Origin of the sequence: Paraburkholderia sp. EG286B (assembly GCF_040965655.1) — a bacterium.
Classification (GTDB): Bacteria; Pseudomonadota; Gammaproteobacteria; order Burkholderiales; family Burkholderiaceae; genus Paraburkholderia.
The window spans coordinates 376,044-395,983 of the sequence record NZ_JBFRCF010000002.1; the positions used below are offsets into that span (position 1 = coordinate 376,044).

The 19,940-nt window shown below is 67.0% G+C and carries 17 protein-coding genes; 6 read left to right on the forward strand and 11 right to left on the reverse strand.

Going from position 1 to position 19,940, the window contains the following annotated elements; all coding sequences use genetic code 11:
• Positions 1 to 3 precede the first annotated feature (3 nt).
• Together AB4Y42_RS05075 and AB4Y42_RS05080 are read right to left on the reverse strand one after the other, a co-directional pair.
• Positions 4 to 897: an alpha/beta fold hydrolase gene (locus AB4Y42_RS05075; RefSeq protein ID WP_368693547.1), complete on the reverse strand. Its 894-nt coding sequence runs from the start codon at positions 895 to 897 to the stop codon at positions 4 to 6.
• Positions 898 to 958: 61 nt separating this feature from the next.
• Positions 959 to 1,876 (reverse strand): ferritin-like domain-containing protein, encoded by a 918-nt coding sequence (locus AB4Y42_RS05080; protein WP_368693548.1) that lies wholly within the window; start codon positions 1,874 to 1,876, stop codon positions 959 to 961.
• A gap of 189 nt (positions 1,877 to 2,065) precedes the next feature.
• Here AB4Y42_RS05080 and AB4Y42_RS05085 point away from each other — a divergent pair, with 189 nt between their 5' ends.
• From AB4Y42_RS05085 to AB4Y42_RS05095, 3 genes are all read left to right on the forward strand, one after another.
• Positions 2,066 to 2,590, forward strand: coding sequence for a gamma carbonic anhydrase family protein (locus tag AB4Y42_RS05085; RefSeq protein WP_322029757.1), 525 nt, complete (start codon positions 2,066 to 2,068; stop codon positions 2,588 to 2,590).
• A 63-nt stretch (positions 2,591 to 2,653) separates the two neighbouring features.
• Positions 2,654 to 3,616 carry an Hsp33 family molecular chaperone HslO gene (gene hslO / locus AB4Y42_RS05090; RefSeq protein ID WP_368686203.1) on the forward strand — a complete coding sequence of 321 codons (963 nt, stop codon included), beginning with the start codon at positions 2,654 to 2,656 and terminating at the stop codon, positions 3,614 to 3,616.
• A gap of 222 nt (positions 3,617 to 3,838) precedes the next feature.
• Positions 3,839 to 4,198 (forward strand): hypothetical protein, encoded by a 360-nt coding sequence (locus AB4Y42_RS05095; protein ID WP_368686345.1) that lies wholly within the window; start codon positions 3,839 to 3,841, stop codon positions 4,196 to 4,198.
• A 108-nt stretch (positions 4,199 to 4,306) separates the two neighbouring features.
• Here AB4Y42_RS05095 and ftsB read toward each other — a convergent pair whose 3' ends face one another.
• From ftsB to AB4Y42_RS05140, 9 genes are all read right to left on the reverse strand, one after another.
• Entirely contained in the window at positions 4,307 to 4,729 is a 423-nt protein-coding gene (gene ftsB / locus AB4Y42_RS05100; RefSeq protein WP_324160854.1) for a cell division protein FtsB, read from the reverse strand.
• A 101-nt stretch (positions 4,730 to 4,830) separates the two neighbouring features.
• Complete coding sequence (eno, locus tag AB4Y42_RS05105) at positions 4,831 to 6,114, reverse strand: phosphopyruvate hydratase (protein WP_368693549.1); 1,284 nt, start codon at positions 6,112 to 6,114, stop codon at positions 4,831 to 4,833.
• Positions 6,115 to 6,392: 278 nt separating this feature from the next.
• Positions 6,393 to 7,247, reverse strand: coding sequence for a 3-deoxy-8-phosphooctulonate synthase (gene kdsA, locus AB4Y42_RS05110; RefSeq protein ID WP_069265539.1), 855 nt, complete (start codon positions 7,245 to 7,247; stop codon positions 6,393 to 6,395).
• Positions 7,244 to 8,905: a CTP synthase gene (locus AB4Y42_RS05115; RefSeq protein WP_069265538.1), complete on the reverse strand. Its 1,662-nt coding sequence runs from the start codon at positions 8,903 to 8,905 to the stop codon at positions 7,244 to 7,246. The genes kdsA and AB4Y42_RS05115 overlap by 4 nt, the downstream gene beginning before the upstream one ends.
• Positions 8,906 to 9,056: 151 nt before the next feature.
• Positions 9,057 to 9,860 (reverse strand): alpha/beta fold hydrolase, encoded by an 804-nt coding sequence (locus AB4Y42_RS05120; RefSeq protein ID WP_368686204.1) that lies wholly within the window; start codon positions 9,858 to 9,860, stop codon positions 9,057 to 9,059.
• 76 nt (positions 9,861 to 9,936) lie between these two features.
• Positions 9,937 to 12,576 (reverse strand): ComEC/Rec2 family competence protein, encoded by a 2,640-nt coding sequence (locus tag AB4Y42_RS05125; RefSeq protein ID WP_368693550.1) that lies wholly within the window; start codon positions 12,574 to 12,576, stop codon positions 9,937 to 9,939.
• Positions 12,577 to 12,666: 90 nt separating this feature from the next.
• On the reverse strand, positions 12,667 to 13,455 hold the full coding sequence (locus tag AB4Y42_RS05130) for a TatD family hydrolase (RefSeq protein ID WP_368686206.1): 789 nt from the start codon (positions 13,453 to 13,455) through the stop codon (positions 12,667 to 12,669).
• 21 nt (positions 13,456 to 13,476) lie between these two features.
• Complete coding sequence (lolD, locus tag AB4Y42_RS05135) at positions 13,477 to 14,208, reverse strand: lipoprotein-releasing ABC transporter ATP-binding protein LolD (RefSeq protein ID WP_368686207.1); 732 nt, start codon at positions 14,206 to 14,208, stop codon at positions 13,477 to 13,479.
• A complete protein-coding gene (locus AB4Y42_RS05140) occupies positions 14,201 to 15,454 on the reverse strand; it encodes a lipoprotein-releasing ABC transporter permease subunit (protein ID WP_368686208.1) in 1,254 nt (417 codons plus the stop codon). Before AB4Y42_RS05140 ends, lolD begins: the two co-directional genes overlap by 8 nt.
• Before the next feature lie 318 nt (positions 15,455 to 15,772).
• Between AB4Y42_RS05140 and AB4Y42_RS05145 the strand changes: the two genes are divergently transcribed.
• From AB4Y42_RS05145 to prfB, 3 genes are all read left to right on the forward strand, one after another.
• Positions 15,773 to 16,897 (forward strand): regulator, encoded by a 1,125-nt coding sequence (locus tag AB4Y42_RS05145; RefSeq protein WP_368693551.1) that lies wholly within the window; start codon positions 15,773 to 15,775, stop codon positions 16,895 to 16,897.
• A 33-nt stretch (positions 16,898 to 16,930) separates the two neighbouring features.
• Positions 16,931 to 18,637: a single-stranded-DNA-specific exonuclease RecJ gene (gene recJ / locus AB4Y42_RS05150; protein ID WP_368693552.1), complete on the forward strand. Its 1,707-nt coding sequence runs from the start codon at positions 16,931 to 16,933 to the stop codon at positions 18,635 to 18,637.
• 118 nt (positions 18,638 to 18,755) lie between these two features.
• Positions 18,756 to 19,860, forward strand: a protein-coding gene (gene prfB, locus AB4Y42_RS05155) for a peptide chain release factor 2 (RefSeq protein ID WP_342945887.1) whose coding sequence is annotated in 2 segments (ribosomal slippage) — positions 18,756 to 18,836 and positions 18,838 to 19,860 — 1,104 coding nt in all. Because the reading frame shifts where the segments join, the coding sequence is not laid out codon by codon here.
• Positions 19,861 to 19,940: the final 80 nt, after the last annotated feature.

Sequence of the window (19,940 nt, forward strand, 5' to 3'; positions counted from 1 at the left end):
CACTCAGGCGCAGAACGCCTCGATCAGGCGCGCGACCTCTTCCGGCTGGTCGTGGTGCACCATGTGCCCCGCCCCGTCGACGATCCGTTCGCGCCAGTCGGGAAACGCCTCGAAACGCTTCTTGAATGCGTCGATGGGCACCGCCCCGGCGAGCCGTGCGAGCGTTTCAGAGCCGGCGGCTTCGACGTGCAGCACCCTCGCGCTCACCTGCGACCAGATCGCCATCACCTCGTCGAGCTGGTACAGCAGCGGGCCGCGCATCTTGTGCGCCGGATCGCCGAGCAGCACGTAGCCGCCCTCGCCGTCCGGCTTCGACCAGTGTTGCGCGAGAAAGCGCGCGCGCGATGCGATCAGACGCGGATTGGTCTTCACGAGCCGCGCGGCCACCTCGTCGAGCGACGCGTACGAGCGCAGTTGCGGCGGCGTGCGCACCTCGTCGAGCCACTCGCGCATGCGGACCGGCGCCTGCCTGGGTGACGGCGCCGGCAGCCCGAAACCCTCCAGGTCGACCACACGCCGCACGCGCTCGGGCCGCACGCCCGCATAGAGGCACACGATGTTCGCGCCGAGACTGTGCCCGACGAGATCCACCTGCCCCTCGGGCGCGTAATGGGCGAGCAGCGCATCGAGATCGGCGAGGTAGTCGGGGAACCAGTAATTGCTGCCCTGCCCCTGCGCAACGGGCCAGTCGGACAGGCCGAAGCCACGCAGGTCGGGCGCGATGACCTGCCAGTCGCCGCCGCGAACATCGAGCGCATCGACGACGAACTGGAACGACGCCGCCACGTCCATCCAGCCGTGCAGCATGAACAGCACGGGCGCGCCCTCGGCGCCCCAGCGGCGCACGTGCAGCCGGATGCCGTTGACGTCGACGAATTCGGATCGGGATTGATTCATTTGCGCCGCCGCAAAAAAGAATGATCGTTCGATTATATAGGCGCTGGGCGCTTGCAGTACGTCATTCGTTCGACTGACGCCCCGTTGACTGCTTCGTGGCGGCCTGCTCCGCGGCGTCCTGGGCCGCCAGCGTGTCCAGTTCGGCTTCGTCGAAGCCCGCCGAGCGGCGCGCCTCGAAGTTGAACGGACCGCGCATGCGCGGCGCGTGGTACTGCTCCGCGAGCGTGATCCATGCCGCGTGCGGGTCGAGACCGCGCGCCTCGCACAGGTGGCGGAACCAATGGTTGCCGATGCGCACGTGTCCCACTTCGTCGCGCAGGATGATGTCGAGGATCGCGGCCGATGCCTCGTCGCCAGCCTGCTTCAGGCGCGCGCGGATGGGCGGCGAGGCGTCGAGCCCGCGCGCCTCCAGCACGCGCGGCACCAGCGCCATGCGCGCGAGCACGTCGGCGCTGGTGCGCTCGCACATCTCCCACAGGCCGTTGTGCGCGGGGAAATCGCCGTACGCGTGACCATAGTCGGCGAGCCGCGCACGCAGCAGCGAGAAGTGATACGCCTCCTCCGCCGCGACCTTGAGCCAGTCGGCGTAGAAGGCGTCGGGCATGGCGGGGAAGCGCCAGACCGCGTCGAGCGCGAGGTTGATCGCGTTGAATTCGATGTGGGCCAGCGCGTGCAGCAGCACGACGCGGCCTTGAGGCGTGCTCATGCTGCGGCGCTGCAGCTCGCGCGGCTCGACGAGCGGCGGCTCGGCGGGGCGGCCAGGCAAGCCGGCCGGCGTCGGGATAACGCGCTGCGGCTCCCAGCGAGGCGCAGCGGCCTGCGCCTGACTCTGCGCGTGCAGCGCGCGCACTGCATTGGCCTTGGCGACCGGGTCGCGTTCGCGCAGCGCGGCGAGTGCGGCGAGGCGCCAGCAGGGCTCGACATCGGTGGGTCCTGGGACGTCAGCGCTCGCGCCGGCGGCAGAGAAAACGGAATTCATCGGCAAAAGAAACAGGGACCGAAAAGCGGGAGTGGAAAACTGTCGCGCGGGGGCGCCCGAAAAGCCCCCAAGCGGACCGCGCACGCAACCGTTTACAATACGCGATTCACCTGCCTCGCGTCGTGCGCAGCCGTTGCGCGTCGCCCGCAGACCGGCAGCAGCCCCGAAAGACACAGGAGACTCAACACCGTGGCCATCTACAAGCTTGGCGAAGCCGCACCGACCATTCACGAAAGCGTGTTCGTCGCGGACAACGCGACCGTCATCGGCAAGGTCGAACTGGCCGAAGACTCGAGCGTCTGGTTCGGCGCGACGCTGCGCGGCGACAACGAGCCGATCACCGTCGGCGCGCGCAGCAACGTTCAGGAAGGCGCGGTGCTCCACACGGACCCCGGCTACCCGCTCACGCTCGAAGCGAACGTGACCGTGGGCCATCAGGCCATGCTGCACGGCTGCACCGTGAAGGAAGGCGCGCTGATCGGCATTCAGGCCGTGGTCTTGAATGGCGCGGTCATCGGCCGCAACTGTCTGGTTGGCGCGGGTGCGGTGGTCACGGAAGGCAAGGTGTTCCCCGACAACTCGCTGATTCTCGGCGCGCCGGCCAAGGTCGTGCGCGAACTGACCGAGGCCGACATCGCCGGCCTCAAGCGCAACGCGGATGTCTACGCGCAGCGCCGCGAATATTTCAAGGCGCAGCTCGTGCGCATCGGTTGAGAGCACGCTCTCGCCGTGTGCGGCGCGGGCCGCGCCGCCCCGATTGAAACGAAGGAAAAGATTGTGAACGACCAGTTGCAAAAATTCATGTTCAGCGCCGCGCCGGTGCGCGGCGAGATCGTCTCGCTGGGCAACACGTGGCAGGAAGTGCTCAAGCGCCGCCAGTATCCGGCGCCCGTGCGCACGGTGCTCGGCGAGATGATGGCGGCGTGCTCGCTGCTCTCGGCGAATCTCAAGTTCGACGGCACGCTGATCATGCAGATCTTCGGCGACGGCCCCGTGAAGATGCTGGTCGTGCAGTGCGGCTCGGATCTGACGATGCGCGCCACCGCCCGCCTCGGCGAAGACTTCACGGGCGAGAACGCCCTGCCGCTCGGCGAGGAACTCACGTTCGCCGACCTCGTCAATCCGGACGGCCAGGGCCGCTGCGTGATCACGCTCGATCCCGCGAAAAAGCAGCCGGGCCAGCAGCCCTACCAGGGCATCGTGCCGCTGAATGGCGAAGACGGCCCGCTCAAGTCGATCGCCGCCGTGCTCGAGCATTACATGCATCACTCGGAACAGCTCGACTCGCGCCTGTGGCTCGCCGCCAACGACGACCGCGCGGTCGGCATGCTGCTGCAGAAACTGCCGGGCGACGGCGGGATCGTGCCGCACCAGGGCGAGCACGACCTCGATACGTGGGAGCGTGTCTGCACGCTCGGCAGCACGCTCACGCGCGACGAAATGCTCAAGGAAGACGGCGAGACGCTGTTCCGCCGCCTCTTCTGGCAGGAGAACGTCCGTCACTTCGAGCCGCTTGCGCCGCGTTTCCAGTGTTCGTGCTCGCGCGAGAAGGTGGGCGCGATGCTCAAGATGCTGGGCCGCGAGGAAGTCGACGGCGTGATCGAGGAACGCGGTCATGTCGAGATTCATTGCGACTACTGCAATCAGCGCTATGAGTTCGACCCTGTGGATGTGGCGCAACTTTTTGCCGTGACGGGGCTCTCAGAAAGCGTGAGCCCCGCCGCGGAGCGTCGCCACTGAAGCAACCTGAGGCGCACAAGGGCACATTGAGGCGATAACACCGAGGCGGCGCAACGCGAGTTGCGTCGCCGCCCCGCGCAGCGGCACGCAGGCAGGACCGGGAACCGTGTTGAAATGCGGCGCTGCCTTCATCGCAAATTGCTTAGGCGTCCGACAGATGGAGAGAGCATGATCAAGAACAAGCGCTTCATACGTCCCTTCGCACGTCCACTACGCGAGCGCATGCCGCGCGTGAGCGCGTTGCTCGTACTCACAACGCTCGGCGCGGCCGTTGCGTCGACGAGCGGCTGCATGATGGACCCGCCGGGCCCGTCGCCAATCTACAGCCGGCTGCCCCCGGCGCAGTCGGGCCTCCCGGCCAACGCGCCCGTGCTCACGCCCGACGAGAAGGCACGCTACGACGCGATCGACCGTCAGGTACTCGCCGAGCAGGACAACGCCATGGCTGCGGAAGCTGCCGCACAAGCCTGGTCGCGCGCGTATGCGCCGCCGGTCTCCGTCTACGGCAGCTATTACAGCGGCGGCTGGGGGCACGGCTGGGGTACCGGGATTGGCTACGGCTATCCAGGTTGGGGCTGGTGATCGCGCGGCTTCGCGACGTGAACGCTCAGAACAAAAAAAGGCGCGGCTCAATGCCGCGCCTTTTTGTTTGCTCCTGGCTTGCTCGCCTGCTCGGCGCAAGCGGACCGCTCAACCCGCCTTCTTCGCTTCCTTCGCGTGCCCGTGTTTCTTCTCCGGCACACGCGAAACGGGGTTCGGCACCACCCTCACCGGCGCCGCCGACATCTCGCCGCGCGTCGAGGTATTCGACGAACCGCTCGGCGTAACCGGCGGCGTCTGGTTCGGCGAGACGAACTGCACGAACACCTCGCTGTCCTTCACCATGCCCATCTCATAGCGGGCCCGCTCCTCGACCGCCGCCGTGCCGTTCTGCAGATCCTGCACTTCGCCCGCTATGCGTTCGTTGCGCAGTTTCTCGTCGTCGTTCTGCTTTTGCTGCTGCGCGAGTTGCTGCTGCAGTTCGTGGACACGCAGCCAACCACCATGGCCCCACCAGAGCGGATACTGGATCAGCACGAGCAGGATGATCAGAACGACAGTGACAAGCCGCATGAAAGGTGCCGGATAAATACACGCCGCCCTGCGCTATACGCAGGGCGGCGGAGAGAGATGACGGAGGGTGACAGCAAGGCTGCTGCCGGCGCTGGGTCCGCTTAGCGGAGGTTATAGAACGCCGACTTGCCCGGGTAGCTGGCGATATCACCGAGATCTTCCTCGATGCGCAGCAGCTGGTTGTACTTCGCGATGCGGTCGCTGCGCGAGAGCGAACCGGTCTTGATCTGACCCGCGTTCAGGCCCACGGCGATGTCGGCGATCGTCGAGTCTTCGGTTTCGCCCGAGCGGTGCGAGATCACGGCCGTGTAACCCGCGCGCTTGGCCATTTCGATGGCCGCGAAGGTTTCCGTCAGCGTGCCGATCTGGTTGATCTTGATCAGGATCGAGTTGGCGATGCCCTTCTCGATGCCTTCCTTCAGGATGCGCGTGTTGGTGACGAACAGGTCGTCGCCCACGAGCTGGACCTTCTTGCCGAGCTTGTCGGTCAGGAGCTTCCAGCCGGCCCAGTCGCTTTCGTGCATGCCGTCTTCGATCGAAACGATCGGGAACTTGTCGGCGAGCGTCGCGAGGTAGTCGGCGAATTCGGCCGACGACAGTTGCAGGCCTTCGCCCGCGAGCTGGTACTTGCCGTCGTGGTAGAACTCGCTCGCTGCGCAGTCGAGCGCGAGCAGCACGTCTTCACCGGCGCGGTAGCCAGCCTTTTCAATGGCTTGCAGGATGGTCGAGAGGCACTCGTCGTTGCTGCCGAAGTTCGGCGCGAAGCCGCCTTCGTCGCCCACTGCCGTGCTCATGCCGCGATCCGAGAGGATCTTCTTGAGCGCGTGGAACACTTCCGCGCCGCAACGCAGCGCTTCGCGGAAGGTCGGCTGGCTCACCGGCACGATCATGAATTCCTGGATGTCCAGGCTGTTGTTCGCGTGCGCGCCGCCGTTGACGATGTTCATCATCGGCACCGGCAGTTGCATCGCGCCCGAGCCGCCGAAGTAGCGGTACAGCGGCAGGCCGGCTTCTTCAGCGGCGGCCTTCGCCACGGCCATCGAAACGGCCAGCATGGCGTTTGCGCCGAGGCGCGACTTGTTGTCGGTGCCGTCGAGCTCGAGCAGGGTCTTGTCGAGGAAGGCTTGTTCCGACGCGTCGAGGCCCATGATCGCCTCGGAGATTTCGGTGTTGATGTGCTCGACGGCCTTCAGCACGCCCTTGCCGTTGTAGCGGCCGGCTTCGCCGTCGCGCAGTTCGATCGCTTCGCGCGAGCCCGTGGATGCGCCCGATGGCACTGCCGCGCGGCCCATCGTGCCCGATTCGAGCAGCACGTCGCATTCGACGGTGGGATTGCCGCGCGAATCCAGAATCTCGCGACCGATGATATCTACGATTGCACTCATGGTTTCCTCAGGAAATGACAGTAATTCTTGCGCGAGCTGCGCCGCCTGCTGCATCGGCCCGCGAGGCACAGTTTCTATGCTCGTTCGGGGCACACCGTCACATGGGACAGGCTGCGTGCTCGCCAGGTTCAACTTGCCGCAGCGCGAGGCTCACGTTCCCGTGACCGATGCGCTGCCACGCTGCCTTGTACATCGAGCGCGGTGCGGTGCGCCGCGCTGCTCCTCCATCGCGCCGCTCATGCAATCGAAGCGGCGCGCCGTACTACGTAATTCCCTGCTCAGCTGAAGTCGTTCTCGAGGAACGGCGTGCGCTTGACCGCCTGATCGAGCGTCACGAGGGTTTCGAGCAGGTCGGCCATGCGGTTCAGCGGCACGGCGTTCGGGCCGTCGGACTTGGCCTGCGCGGGGTTCGGGTGCGTCTCCATGAAGAGACCCGCCACGCCCGTGGCGACGGCCGCGCGGGCCAGCACCGGCACGAATTCGCGCTGACCGCCCGAGCTCGTGCCCTGCCCGCCCGGCAACTGCACCGAGTGGGTCACGTCCATCACGACCGGCGCACCCGTCTCGCGCATGATAGCGAGCGAGCGCATGTCCGAGACGAGGTTGTTGTAACCGAACGAAACACCGCGCTCGCAGGCGAAGAAGCGGTCTTCGGAAAGACCCGCCTCACGCGCGGCTTCGCGGGCCTTGTCGATCACGTTCTTCATGTCGTGCGGCGCGAGGAACTGGCCTTTCTTGATGTTCACAGGCTTGCCCGAGCGCGCGCACGCATGGATGAAGTCGGTCTGGCGGCACAGGAACGCGGGCGTTTGCAGCACGTCCACGACCGAAGCCACGGGCCCGATCTCTTCTTCCGTGTGCACGTCGGTCAGCACGGGCAAGCCGAGCTGACGCTTCACTTCGGAAAGGATGCGCAGGCCCTCGTCCATCCCGAGGCCGCGAAACGACTTGCCGCTCGAACGATTGGCCTTGTCGTAAGACGACTTGTAGATGAACGGAATGCCGAGCTTCGACGTGATTTCCTTCAGGCGGCCCGCCGTGTCGATCGTCATCTGTTCGGATTCGACGACACAGGTGCCTGCGATCAGGAAGAACGGCTTGTCGAGGCCTACCTCGAAACCGCACAGATTCATGCTTTCTCCTCGGCGCGCGCCTCATGGTGCGCGACTGCCGCTTCGACATACGCCTTGAAGAGCGGATGGCCGTCACGCGGCGTGGACGTGAATTCCGGGTGGAACTGGACGCCGACGAACCACGGGTGCATGTCGCGCGGCAGTTCCATCATTTCCGGCAGGTCTTCGGTCGGCGTACGGGCGCTGATGATAAGGCCGCCGGCTTCGAGCTTGGGCACGTAGCCGTTATTGACTTCATAACGGTGACGGTGACGCTCGTTCACGTCCTTGCCATAGATTTCTGCCGCGAGCGTGCCGGGCTTGATCGGGCAGCGCTGCGAACCGAGGCGCATCGTGCCGCCGAGGTCCGAGTCTTCGGTGCGCTTCTCGACCTTGCCTTCGCGGTCGGCCCATTCGGTGATGAGCGCCACGACGCGGTCGGGCGTGTCCGGATCGAATTCCGTGCTGTTCGCGTGCTTCAGGCCCACCACGTCGCGCGCGAATTCGATCACGGCGAGCTGCATGCCGAGGCAGATGCCGAGGTACGGCACCTTCGCTTCGCGAGCGTACTGGATGGCCTTGATCTTGCCTTCTGTGCCGCGACGGCCGAAACCGCCCGGCACGAGGATCGCGTCGAGATGCTTGAGGCTCTCGACACCCTCTTCGTCGATCTGCTCGGAGTCGATGTACTCGATGTTCACCTTCGCCGAGGTCTTGATCGACGCGTGGCGCAGCGCTTCGATGAGCGACTTGTACGACTCGGTCAGGTCGACGTACTTGCCGACCATGCCGATCGTGACTTCGTGCTTCGGATGCTCGAGCTTCTCGACCATTTCCGCCCAGATCGACAGATCGGCCGGCTTGGCGGAGAGCTTCAGTTCGTCGCAGACGATCGAGTCGAGGCCCTGGTCGTGCAGCATCTGCGGGATCTTGTAGATGCTGTCGGCGTCCCACACCGAGATCACGGCGTCTTCGGGCACGTTCGAGAACATCGAGATCTTCGAGCGCTCGTCGTCGGGGATGCGGCGGTCGGCGCGGCACAGCAGCACGTTCGGATAGATACCGATTTCGCGCAGCTTCTGCACGCTGTGCTGCGTGGGCTTGGTCTTGAGCTCACCCGCCGTCGCGATGAACGGCACCAGCGTGAGGTGCACGAAGCACGCGCTGTTGCGGCCAAGGCGCAGGCTCATCTGACGCGCGGCCTCGAGGAACGGCAGCGACTCGATGTCGCCCACCGTGCCGCCCACTTCGACGATCGCGACATCCGGCTCACCGCAGGTCGCCGATGCGGCGCCGCGCTCGATGAATGCCTGGATTTCGTTCGTGATGTGCGGAATGACCTGCACGGTCTTGCCCAGATAGTCGCCGCGGCGTTCCTTGCGGATCACCGATTCGTAGATCTGGCCCGTGGTGAAGTTGTTGGCCTTGCGCATCTTCGTGGTGATGAAGCGCTCATAGTGGCCGAGGTCGAGGTCGGTTTCCGCTCCGTCTTCCGTCACGAACACTTCGCCGTGTTGAAACGGGCTCATCGTGCCGGGGTCGACGTTGATGTAGGGATCGAGCTTGAGGAGGGTGACTTTCAGACCGCGCGATTCGAGGATCGCGGCGAGGGAGGCGGCGGCAATACCCTTGCCAAGGGAGGAAACTACGCCGCCGGTGACGAAAACATATTTGGTCATCGCTGGATGCTCGCGGGAAAAACGGATTATACCTGAAAGCAAGGGCTAACCCTGAATTTTGAGCGAGCCGAATATGGGTCGAACGCGATGCGCGACGCGTCGCCCCGCGCTCCACCCTGCCCCGCAAGCAACCGCGCCGGAAAGCGGCCGCTCAGGCTCCGTTTTCCATGGCGTAAAGCATGCGCTGCACCGCGCGCGCGGTCTCGATCGGACGCTCCATCGGATACAGATGACTGCCCTCGATCCACTCGAAGCGCTCGCCGGCGATGCGCCGAGTTGCCGCAAGCCCGACCTGGCGGACTTCGCGCGACTGCGTGCCCGCGAGGAAGCTCACCGGCACGGGCGAGCCGTGCGCGAGTCGCGCGCCGAGCGTGTGCGGCAGCGTGCGGTAGATCATGTATTCGGTCTGGCGGTCGAAGGCGAGCGTGCGGCCGCCGTCGACCGAAGTCTGAGGAATGCCGAAGTCCACATAGTCGGAAAGCACGCGCTCGTCCCAACGCGCGAACGCCGCCTTCGAATGGAAATGCCGCCAGGCCTCGTCGCGGCTCGCCCAGTCCGTGCGGCGCGTGCGCGTGGCGACGGCTGGCGACAGGCGCTCGTCGAGGCCGGTCCACTGCGAGACCCGCAGCATGCTGCTGCGCCAGCCCGCGATCACCGGCGAATCGAGCATCACGACGCCCTTGACCCACTGCGGTTTTTTCAGCGCGGCCATCAGCGACAGATAGCCGCCGAGCGAATGGCCGACGAGCCACACGGGCTCCTCGTAGGTGCGGCCGATGTCGTCGAGCAGTTGCTCGACGAGATGCGGCCAGTCGCGGGTGACGGGAAAGCGCGCGTCGTGCCCGATGCGCTCGATGTAGCGCAGCTCGTAGTTGTCGCCCAGTTCGGCGAAGAACGTGCGATACGTCGAGGCCGGAAAGCCGTTCGCGTGCGAGAAATGGATGACGTTTTTCAAAGGCGGCGTGTCTCTCTATTTTGTTGATCTCTTTCGTCGTGCGCGCTTTCCTTCACGCTGCTAGCGGCCCGGCACGTCAGTCCTGCGTAGGCGGGTCCATCCAGTAGCGCCGCTGCGTATCGCGAAAGCGCTCGACGGCGAGTGCGCCGGGTCGCGCCTCGACGCGCACGGCGCCATGCGCGTCGCTGCGAGCGAGCACGATCTGGCGGGCCGCGTAGCGCGCGTAGACGCCCGGATGCGGGTGATGAAAGCGGTTCAGATAGCCTACCTGAAATATCGCGACGAGCGGCCAGACAGAATCGAGGAACGGTTCAGTCGACGAGCTGCGGCTGCCATGGTGCGGCACCACCAGTAGCTGTGCGCGCAGCCGCCCGCGGTCGCGCGCGACCAGCGTGCGCTCGCCGCCCGCTTCGATGTCGGCGGCGATCAGCGCGGATACCGGCGCTGCCTGTGCGTCGGACGCGGCGCTGGCCGCCGCCGCCGTCACCCGCAGGACGCAGCAATGCGCATTGGGTTTGCCCGCGAGCGGCCCGGGGTCGGGCCACAGCACCTCGAAGTCGACGCCGTCCCATCGCCAGCGCTGGCCGGCGGCGCACTGCACGGTCTGCGCGCCCTTCATACGCGCGCTCGCCCACAGCGGATGCGCGGGCAGAACGGCCGCCACGAATGCCCCTACGTCGACGGCATCGAGCACGGCTTGTGCGCCGCCCGCATGATCGGAGTCGTCGTGGCTGATCATCAGCGCGTCGAGGCGCCCTATGCCGTGCGCCTGCAGATACGGCACGACGATGCGCTCGCCCGCCTGGGTCGATTCGGGGCCCGGGCCCGCGTCGAACAGCAGGCGATGCCGGGCCGTTTCGACCAGCACCGACGTGCCCTGCCCGATGTCGAGCGCCGTGAGCCGGAAAGCGCCCGGCGGCGGCCCCGTGGGCGCGGGCACCAGTAGCGGCAGCCACGTGAAAGGCGCGATCCAGCGCAGCGGCCAGCCGCGCGGCGCAAGCCACCAGGCGACGCCCACGGCTGCACTGGCGAGCGGCCACGCCCCGGGTTGCGGCAGCCGCAAAACCGCCCACGGCAAGCCCTCCAGCGCGCTCAGCGCCACAACGAGCCAGTCGAGGCAGATATGCGCCGCGCGCAGCGCGAGGGCGTCGATCGGCGCGGGCATCGCCGCGCTCGCGATCACCAGCGGCGCGACGAGCATGCTCACCCAGGGAATCGCAAAGGCATTGGCGATCGGACCGATGAGCGGTATTTGCGCGAACCAGTAGACCGTGAGCGGCGCGAGCGCCAGCGTCACGGCCCACTGCACGCGAGCGCCATCGCAAAGGCGTGACGCGAGACGTCGCATCGCGCCACGCCAGCCCCCCGGTGGATAGGCGATGGCGGCGAGACGTCGAAGCCAGCCGCCGCGCGCGGTTGGCTCCACTAGTGGCTCAGTTCGCTCGCGCATCGCATCGGCTGCGTCCGCGGCAACATCTTGCGGCGCGTCCCTGTGCAAGCGCGGCACGCCACTCGCTGCGAAGAGGATCGCTGCGACCGCGCAAAACGAGAGCCAGAATCCGGCTGCCGTCACCGCCCACGGATCGCGCAGCAGCACGAGCCCGAGCGCCCACGCCAGCACGTGCGAGCGCGCGACCTCGCGCCCGGCGCACAGCGCGAGCGCAACGACCGCCAGCATCCAGAGCGCGCGCTGCACCGGCACGTTGAAGCCGGCGAGCGCGGCATAGACGCCCGCCGCCAGCAACGCGCCCGCAACGGCTACCTTCTGCGCGGGCACGATGAGCGGCGCCTCGACGCCGCGCCAGCGGGCGCGCCGCCACAGTGCGCCCGCGCCCCCCCCGGCGAGCCCCGCGACGAACGCGAGATGCAGCCCGGAGATCGCCACCAGATGGCTCGTGCCCGTATTGCGCATGAGACGCCTGTCCGTGTCGCTAATCGCGTCCTGCGCGCCGGTGGCGAGCGCAATGACGATGCCGCGATGCGGCGCGTCGCCGAGCACCGCGTCGATGCGCGCACGCAGCGCGGCACGCGCCCGCTCGATGCGCACGCCGATGCCGCTGGCGTCAACGGGCAGACGCACGGCATGCCCGGGATCGCTCACGTAGCCGACGGCGCGCACGCCGCGCGCGAGCAGCGCGACTTCCGTATCGCGCAGGCCGAAGTTGCCGTTGCCATGCGGGCGTTTGAGCCGCACGGCGAGGCGCCAGCGCGCGCCGGGCACGAGCGGCGGCAGCGGCGCTTCGCGCGCCACCCACGACAGTTGAATCAAATGCGGTAGCGGCGCAGCGGCTTTGTGCGTTGCCCAGGATTCGACACGAAAGAGGAAGCTTGCGCCGTTCGCGCCGTAAGAAGGCAAGCTGGAGATATAGCCGGTGATGGTGATGTTGCGCGCCTGCCAGGCAGCGGGAAGCGCCTCAGCAAGCCGCGTTTCGGCGCGCCACGCCGCGTAGCCAAAGCCCGCGCATCCGGCCGCAAGCCACACCGCCGCCCAGCCGAGCGCCATACGCCAGCGTCGCCCGCAAGCCAAGCCGAACACCCGGCGCGCCGCTTCGTGAGATTCGTCCGCCGGCGGCGCGGCGCCCAGCGCCCATGCCGCCCACGCCGCCGCAAGCACGCTTGCCAGAACGAGCGCGACCCACGCGCCCCACCCCGGCAACGCCGCCTGTCGCTGCAACACAATCACGCCCAGCGCAAACCCGCACCAAATTGCCCGCATCCCGCCTCCTCGCAACGAGGGGGCTCAATGCCCGGACCGCGTCAATCGCGCCGCGCCAGATGCACGCCGTGCATGCCACCCTGGAAACGATTATGCAGACGAAAGCGCGAGCCGCGGCAGCGCAGCCGCCGCGTTAGCCGTCGTGCCAAGTGCGAGTTCCTCGGGACTCAAGCCCCGCAAGCCCGCGAGCACGGCGCCGATACGCGGCACCTGATCGGGCGTGTTGCGCGCGCGATAGAGCCAGGCAGGCGAGATATCCGGCGCATCGGTTTCCATGACGATGGCCTCGAGCGGCAACTGCTGCGCGAGCCTGCGAATCTGCAGCGCGCGCTCGAACGTCACATTGCCGCCGAAGCCCAGATGCATCCCTTGATCGATGAACGCTCGCGCCTGCTGGAAGCTGCCGTTGAACGCATGCGCGATGCCGCTTTTCACGCCGTTGCGGCGCAGCCCCTTGAGCACCTGGTCCTGCGACTTGCGCACATGGCAGATCGCCGGCAAGCCGAACTCGCGCGCAAGGCGCAGCTGGGCATCGTAGAAGTGCTGTTGACGGGCCTCGTCGAGGCCCGTCACGAAGTAATCGAGCCCGATCTCGCCGATGCCGACGAAGCGCGGATCATCGAGACTCACCTCGATCTCGCGGCGCAACACTTCAAGGTCTTCGTCGCGCGCCTGCGGCGTATAGAGCGGGTGAATGCCGAGTGCGTAGACCGCGCCCGGGGTGCGGTGCGCGAGCGCGCGCACCACTTCGAAGTTCTCGCGCGCCACCGCCGGGATCACGATGCGCGACACGCCCGCCGCGCGCGCCGCCAACGCGACCGCGTCGCGGTCGGCGTCGAATTCGGCGGCATCGAGATGGCAGTGCGTATCGATCCACATGGCGCTCGCTCGCGGGAAGGCTCAGACCGGCACGACCGGTTCCTCGTGCAGCATGCCGTCGCGCAGGCGCACGATGCGGTCGCAACGCGCCGCGAGGTCGGCATCGTGCGTGACGATCACGAAGCTCGTATCGAACTGGTCGGAGAGTTCGAGCATCAGGTTGAAGACGTTATCCGCTGTCGCACCGTCGAGGTTGCCTGTGGGCTCGTCGGCGAGCACGCATGCAGGTTTCGTCACGAGCGCGCGCGCGATCGCCACGCGCTGGCGCTCGCCGCCCGACAGCTCGCCCGGCCGGTTGCGCGCGCGATGCGAGAGGCCCACGCGCTCGAGGATCTGCATCGCCTCGGCACGCGCGTCTTCCTGCGTCATGCGGCGAATGCGCAGCGGCATCGCCACGTTGTCGAGCGCCGAAAACTCCGGCAGCAGATGGTGGAACTGATAGACGAAGCCCAGCGCGCGATTGCGGAGTTCGTTGCGCTCGCGCTCGGACAGCTCGGTGAACGGCTTGCCGAGCACCGAGACCTTGCCCGCGCCCGGCTCGTCGAGTCCACCGAGCACGTGCAGCAGCGTGCTCTTGCCCGAGCCCGACGCGCCCACCACGGCGAGCTTCTCGCCGCGCTTCACTTTCAGATCGGTGTCGTGCAGTACCTGCACGGCAAGCGGGCCCTGGCCAAACACCTTCGAGACACCGTGCGCTTCGAGCACGTACGGATAATCGCCAGCCGCGGCGATCAGCGATTGACGGTCATTCATAGCGCAGCGCCTCCGCAGGACGAACCTTGGCCGCGCGCCAGCTCGGATAGAGCGTGGCGAGCGCGGACAGCACGAAGGCGATCACGCCGATGCGGATCACGTCGGAAGGCACGAGTTCCGAAGGCAGCTCGCTGATGAAATAAACCGAAGGCGGCAGGAACTGAATGCCGAGCAGATGCTCGATCGCCGGCACGCTCCATGGAATGCTCCATGCGATCAGGCAACCGAGCGCGATGCCGATGGCCGTGCCCACGAAGCCGATCGTCACGCCCTGCACGACGAAGATCTTCATGATCGAGCCCGGCTGCGCGCCGAGCGTGCGCAGGATCGCGATATCGGCCTGCTTGTTGGTGACGGTCATGACGAGAGACGAAACGAGATTGAACGCCGCGACCGCGATGATGAGCGTGAGAATGATGAACATCATGCGTTTTTCGATCTGCACGGCCGAGAACCAGGTCTTGTTCTGCTGCGTCCAGTCGCGGATATAGAGGTCGCCGGAGAGCGTATGCACGAGCTGGCGCGCCACCGCCGGCGCGCGCTGCATGTCCTTCAGGCGCAGACGCACGCCGCTTGGCGCGCCGAGGCGATAGAGCACTTCGGCGTCGCGGATATTGACGAGCGCGAGCGTGCTGTCGTACTCGTAGTGGCCCGACTCGAACACGCCCATCACCGTGAACTGCTTCAGGCGCGGTAGCATGCCGGCCGGCGTGATCGAACCCTCGGGCGCGACGAGCGTGACCTTGTCGCCCACCGTCACGCCCAGGTTCACGGCGAGATCCGCGCCGAGCACGATGCCGAAGCTGCCGGGCGTGAGGTCGTTCAGGCTGCCCGCCTTCATTTCCCGGCCGATGTCCGAAACCTGCGGCTCCTCGGAAGGCTCGATGCCGCGCAGCGCGACGCCGTTGACGCTGTCGCCGCGCGTGAGCAGCGCCTGGGCGTCCACGTAAGGCGCCGCGCCAATGACTTCGGGATTGGTCTTCGCTTCCTTCGCGGTGAGCTGCCAGTCAGGCATCGTGCCGGTGGGCGAAAAGATCTCGATGTGCGCGAGCACGGAAAGCATGCGGTCGCGCACGTCACGCTGGAAGCCGTTCATCACCGAGAGCACGACGATCAGCGCCGCGACGCCGAGCGCGATGCCCGACATCGATATGAGCGCGATGAACGAGATGAACCCGTTGCCGGTCGTGCGTTTGCCGGCGCGGGTGTAGCGCCAGCCTATCTGCCATTCGTAGGGAAGTTTCAAGCGAATCCTTTTGCGTCTTCGTTGCGCTCCGGCGCCGTATTGACCCTGGGGCCAGTGCGCCGGACGGCCGGAGAATATCGTGCCGGGTCGGGCGGCGATCAACCGCGAAGTTTGCCACACTGGCGGCGGGTCACGGATATTCGACGAAGTTCCCCACGCACTTTCGCGCGTGAGAACCGCTACCCGGCGAGGCGTCCGCCCGCCCTCTGCTTCGAGCCGCAATTCGCCCACAAGTGCCGCAGCGCCAGCATAACGGGTCGACGCGATACCGTTGCGGCGCGCCCGAGGGCCGCCCGGCGCACGAAGCGCCGAAGTACAATGCGCACCATCATGCCCGCCGACCGACTCCATCTCCTCGTCCCCTTTGCCTTGCCGTCCGCGGCGGCCGCCTCCACCGCGCTCGCGGGCCTCGAATACCCGGCGCTCGCGAAACTGGTTGCGCGCGCGACACTCGGCGAGCAGGTGATCGGCGAAGACTTCCAGCGTACGCTGCCGCACGAGCGCTGGGTCGCGCGCCAGTTCGGCGCGCTCGGTCCGGCGAGCGCAAATAACGCACAACCGCCGGCCGCCGACGACGAAGCGCCGCTTGCGCCCTACATGCTGCTCGCCGACGGCGGCACGCCCGGCGACGCCACGTGGGCGTGCGTGCAGCCCGTGCACGTGCGCATCGCTCACGATCACCTGGTGCTGATCGACCCCGCCTCGCTGGAACTCGCCGACGCCGACGCCGCCACGCTCTACACCGTCGCCCGTCCGCTGATCGAAGAACTGGGCGTGCGCATCGAGGCCCCCACGCCGCAGCGCTGGTATCTCTCGTCGGAAGCGTTCGGCACGCTCGCGGGCGCATCGCCCTTGCGCGCGAGCGGCCGCAACATCGAGATCTGGCTGCCGCACGAGGCCCATTCGGGCCAGCGTTCGCGTGCCTGGATGAAGGTGCAGAACGAAGTGCAGATGGCGTGGTTCGAGCATCCTGTGAACGAGGCCCGCGAAGCGCGCGGCCTGCCCGCCGTCAATTCGATCTGGTTCCACGCCCAGGGCGCGCTGCGCACCGTCACGAGCCCCTATGCGCGCGTGCGCTCCGATGCGGCCGCCACGCGCGGCCTGGCGCTCGCCGCAAAGGCGGAAGTCGGCGCCGCGCCCGCGACCTTCGCTGCGCTCGCAGCTGCGCTCAACAACGGTGCGGGCACGGGCGCGACGCTCGTCGAGCTCGATCCGTTCTCGGCGGCCTTCATCCAGCAGGACTGGGGCCGCTGGAACGCCGCCTTCGCTCAACTGGAGCGCGACTGGTTCGCGCCCGCGCTCACGGCGCTGCAAACGGGCGCGCTCGCCGCGCTCGAGCTCACGCTGTGCGGCGACACCGGCTCGGTCACGCTGTCCATCACGCGCGGCGATCTGCGCAAGTTCTGGCGACGCCGCCTGTTCGCGTCGCTCTTTATCGAATGATCCCCGAATGACTTCTTTCTTCCGCGCTCACGCATGACCCGAATCGTCACCCGCGCCTGCTCGCCCGCCGACACCGAAGCGCTCGTGCGCCACGGCCTGCATCCGGTGCTCGCGCGCCTCTACGCCTCGCGCGGCGTTTGCCAGCCCGACGAGATCGAAACCGGCCTCGCGCGCCTCATCCCGCCCACAGGCATGAAGGGCCTCGACGAGGCCGCCGAACTGCTCGCCGACGCGCTCGAAGCCGAGTGCCGCATGCTCGTGGTCGCCGACTACGACTGCGACGGCGCGACGGCCTGCGCCGTGGCCGTGCGAGGCCTGCGCATGTTCGGCGCACAGATCGACTATCTGGTGCCGAACCGCTTCGAGTATGGCTACGGCCTCACGCCCGAGATCGTCGCACTCGCCGCGCAACGCAAGGGCGGGCCACCCGACGTCCTGATCACGGTGGACAACGGCATCGCCAGCGTGGAAGGCGTCGAAGCCGCCAACGCGCTCGGCATCGAGGTGCTCGTGACCGACCACCACCTGCCCGGCGACACGCTCCCCGACGCGCGCGCCATCGTCAATCCGAACCAGCCGGGCTGCGAGTTTCCGAGCAAGTGCATCGCGGGCGTGGGCGTGATGTTCTACACGCTGCTCGCGTTGCGCGCGGAGCTGCGCAAGCGCGGCGCGTTCAGCGATGGCAAGCCAGAGCCGCGCCTCGACGGCCTGCTCGATCTCGTCGCGCTCGGCACCGTCGCCGACGTCGTGAAGCTCGACTGCAACAACCGCGTGCTCGTCGCGCAAGGCTTGCAGCGCGTGCGCAACGGCCGCATGCAGCCGGGCATCGCGGCGCTCTTCCGCGCTGCGGGCCGGGACGCGAAAAGCGCGTCGGGCTTCGACTTCGGCTTCGCGCTCGGGCCGCGCCTGAATGCGGCCGGCCGGCTCTCGGACATGTCGCTCGGCATCGAGTGCCTGACCACCGACGACGTGGGCCGCGCCTGGGAGCTTGCGCAGCAGCTCGACGGCATGAACCGCGAACGCCGCGAGATCGAAGCCGGCATGCAGCAACAGGCGCTCGCCGATCTCGCCGACGTCGATCCGCAAGGCAAGGCCACGCTCACGCTGTTCAACGAGAGCTGGCACCAGGGCGTGATCGGCATCGTCGCGGGACGACTCAAGGAGCGCTTCCACCGCCCCTCGTTCACCTTCGCGCCTGCCGATGACGACGGCGCACTCGTGAAGGGCTCGGGCCGTTCGATCCCCGGTTTTCATCTGCGCGACGCGGTCGATCTGATCAGCAAGCGCGAGCCCGGTCTGATCCAGAAGTTCGGCGGTCACGCCATGGCCGCGGGCATGACGATCGCCGCCGCCGACGTGCCGCGCTTTGCCGCCGCCTTCGAGCGCGTGGGCCGCGAGTGGCTCACCGAAGAGGCCCTCGCGCGCACGGTCGAAACCGACGGCGATCTCGAAGACGCCTACTTCACGCCCGATTTCGTCGAGATGCTCGACGCCGCCGTGTGGGGCCAGGGCTTCCCGGCGCCCGTCTTCTCGGGCGAATTCGAGGTGGCCTCGCAGGCGCTCGTGAAGGACAAGCATCTCAAGCTGCAACTGCTGCGCGGGCGCCAGCGCTTCAACGCGATCTGGTTCAATCACACGGAGTCGCTGCCGCAGCACACCACGGTCGCCTACCGGCTCGTGCGCGACACATGGAACGGCGTGTCGCGCGTGCAACTCGTGGTGGAGCACGCCGCGCTCTAAACCCGCTTCGAACGGCACGTTGCGCTGAAAGCGCGGGCCGCCCGAAGCACCCGCGCCACCCTTGATCCGGGTCCAATCGGCTATAATTCAATGTTTTACACGCCGGATCACGACACAAATGGAAGCGGAACGTCTCAACGCGATCGAAGCCCTTTTGGCGGACCTGCGCACGCGCGCGGGCGAGCTACGGGGGTATCTTTGACTACGACGTAAAAGCCCGACGGCTCGTCGAAGTCAACAGCGAACTCGAAGACCCCAACGTCTGGAACGACTCCAAGCACGCCCAGGGTCTCGGCAAGGAAAAGAAGCTGCTCGAGGGCGTAGTGCACGTGCTCGACGGCATCGAGAACGACACGCGCGACACCCAGGACCTCTTCGAGATGGCCCGCGAGGAAGGCGATGAAGACACGCTCGTCGCCATCGAAACCGACGCTCACGCGATCGAAGCGCGCGTAGCCGACGTCGAGTTCCGCCGCATGTTCGCGAATCCGGCCGACCCGAACAACGCGTTCATCGACATCCAGGCCGGCGCCGGCGGCACCGAGGCCTGCGACTGGGCGTCCATGCTGCTGCGCCAGTACGTGCGCTACTGCGAGCGCAAGGGATTCAAGACCGAAGTGCTCGAAGAATCCGAAGGCGACGTGGCCGGCATCAAGAGCGCGACGATCAAGGTCGAAGGCGAATACGCCTACGGCTTCCTGCGTACCGAAACCGGCATTCACCGCCTCGTGCGCAAGTCGCCGTTCGACTCGTCGGGCGGGCGTCATACGTCGTTCTCGTCGGTGTTCGTGTATCCGGAAATCGACGACTCGTTCGAGATCGAAGTCAATCCGGCCGATCTGCGCATCGACACGTACCGCGCGTCGGGTGCGGGCGGTCAGCACATCAACAAGACCGACTCCGCCGTGCGTATCACGCACGTGCCGTCGGGCATCGTCGTGCAGTGCCAGAACGACCGCTCGCAGCACCGCAACCGCGCCGAAGCCATGGCCATGCTGAAGTCGCGCCTGTACGAAGCCGAAATGCGCAAGCGCCAGTCGGAACAGGACAAGCTCGAAGCGGGCAAGTCGGACGTGGGCTGGGGTCACCAGATCCGCTCCTACGTGCTCGACAACAGCCGGATCAAGGATCTGCGCACCAACGTCGAAATCAGCAACACCAAAGCCGTGCTCGACGGCGATCTCGACGCCTTTATCAGCGCGAGCCTGAAACAGGGCGTGTAAGCTTGCCGCACGCCACGGGCGCAGCAGTTCACCGCATGCCGCCCTCTCCTGCTGCGCCGCCCGCCTCGACTGCGAGGCGC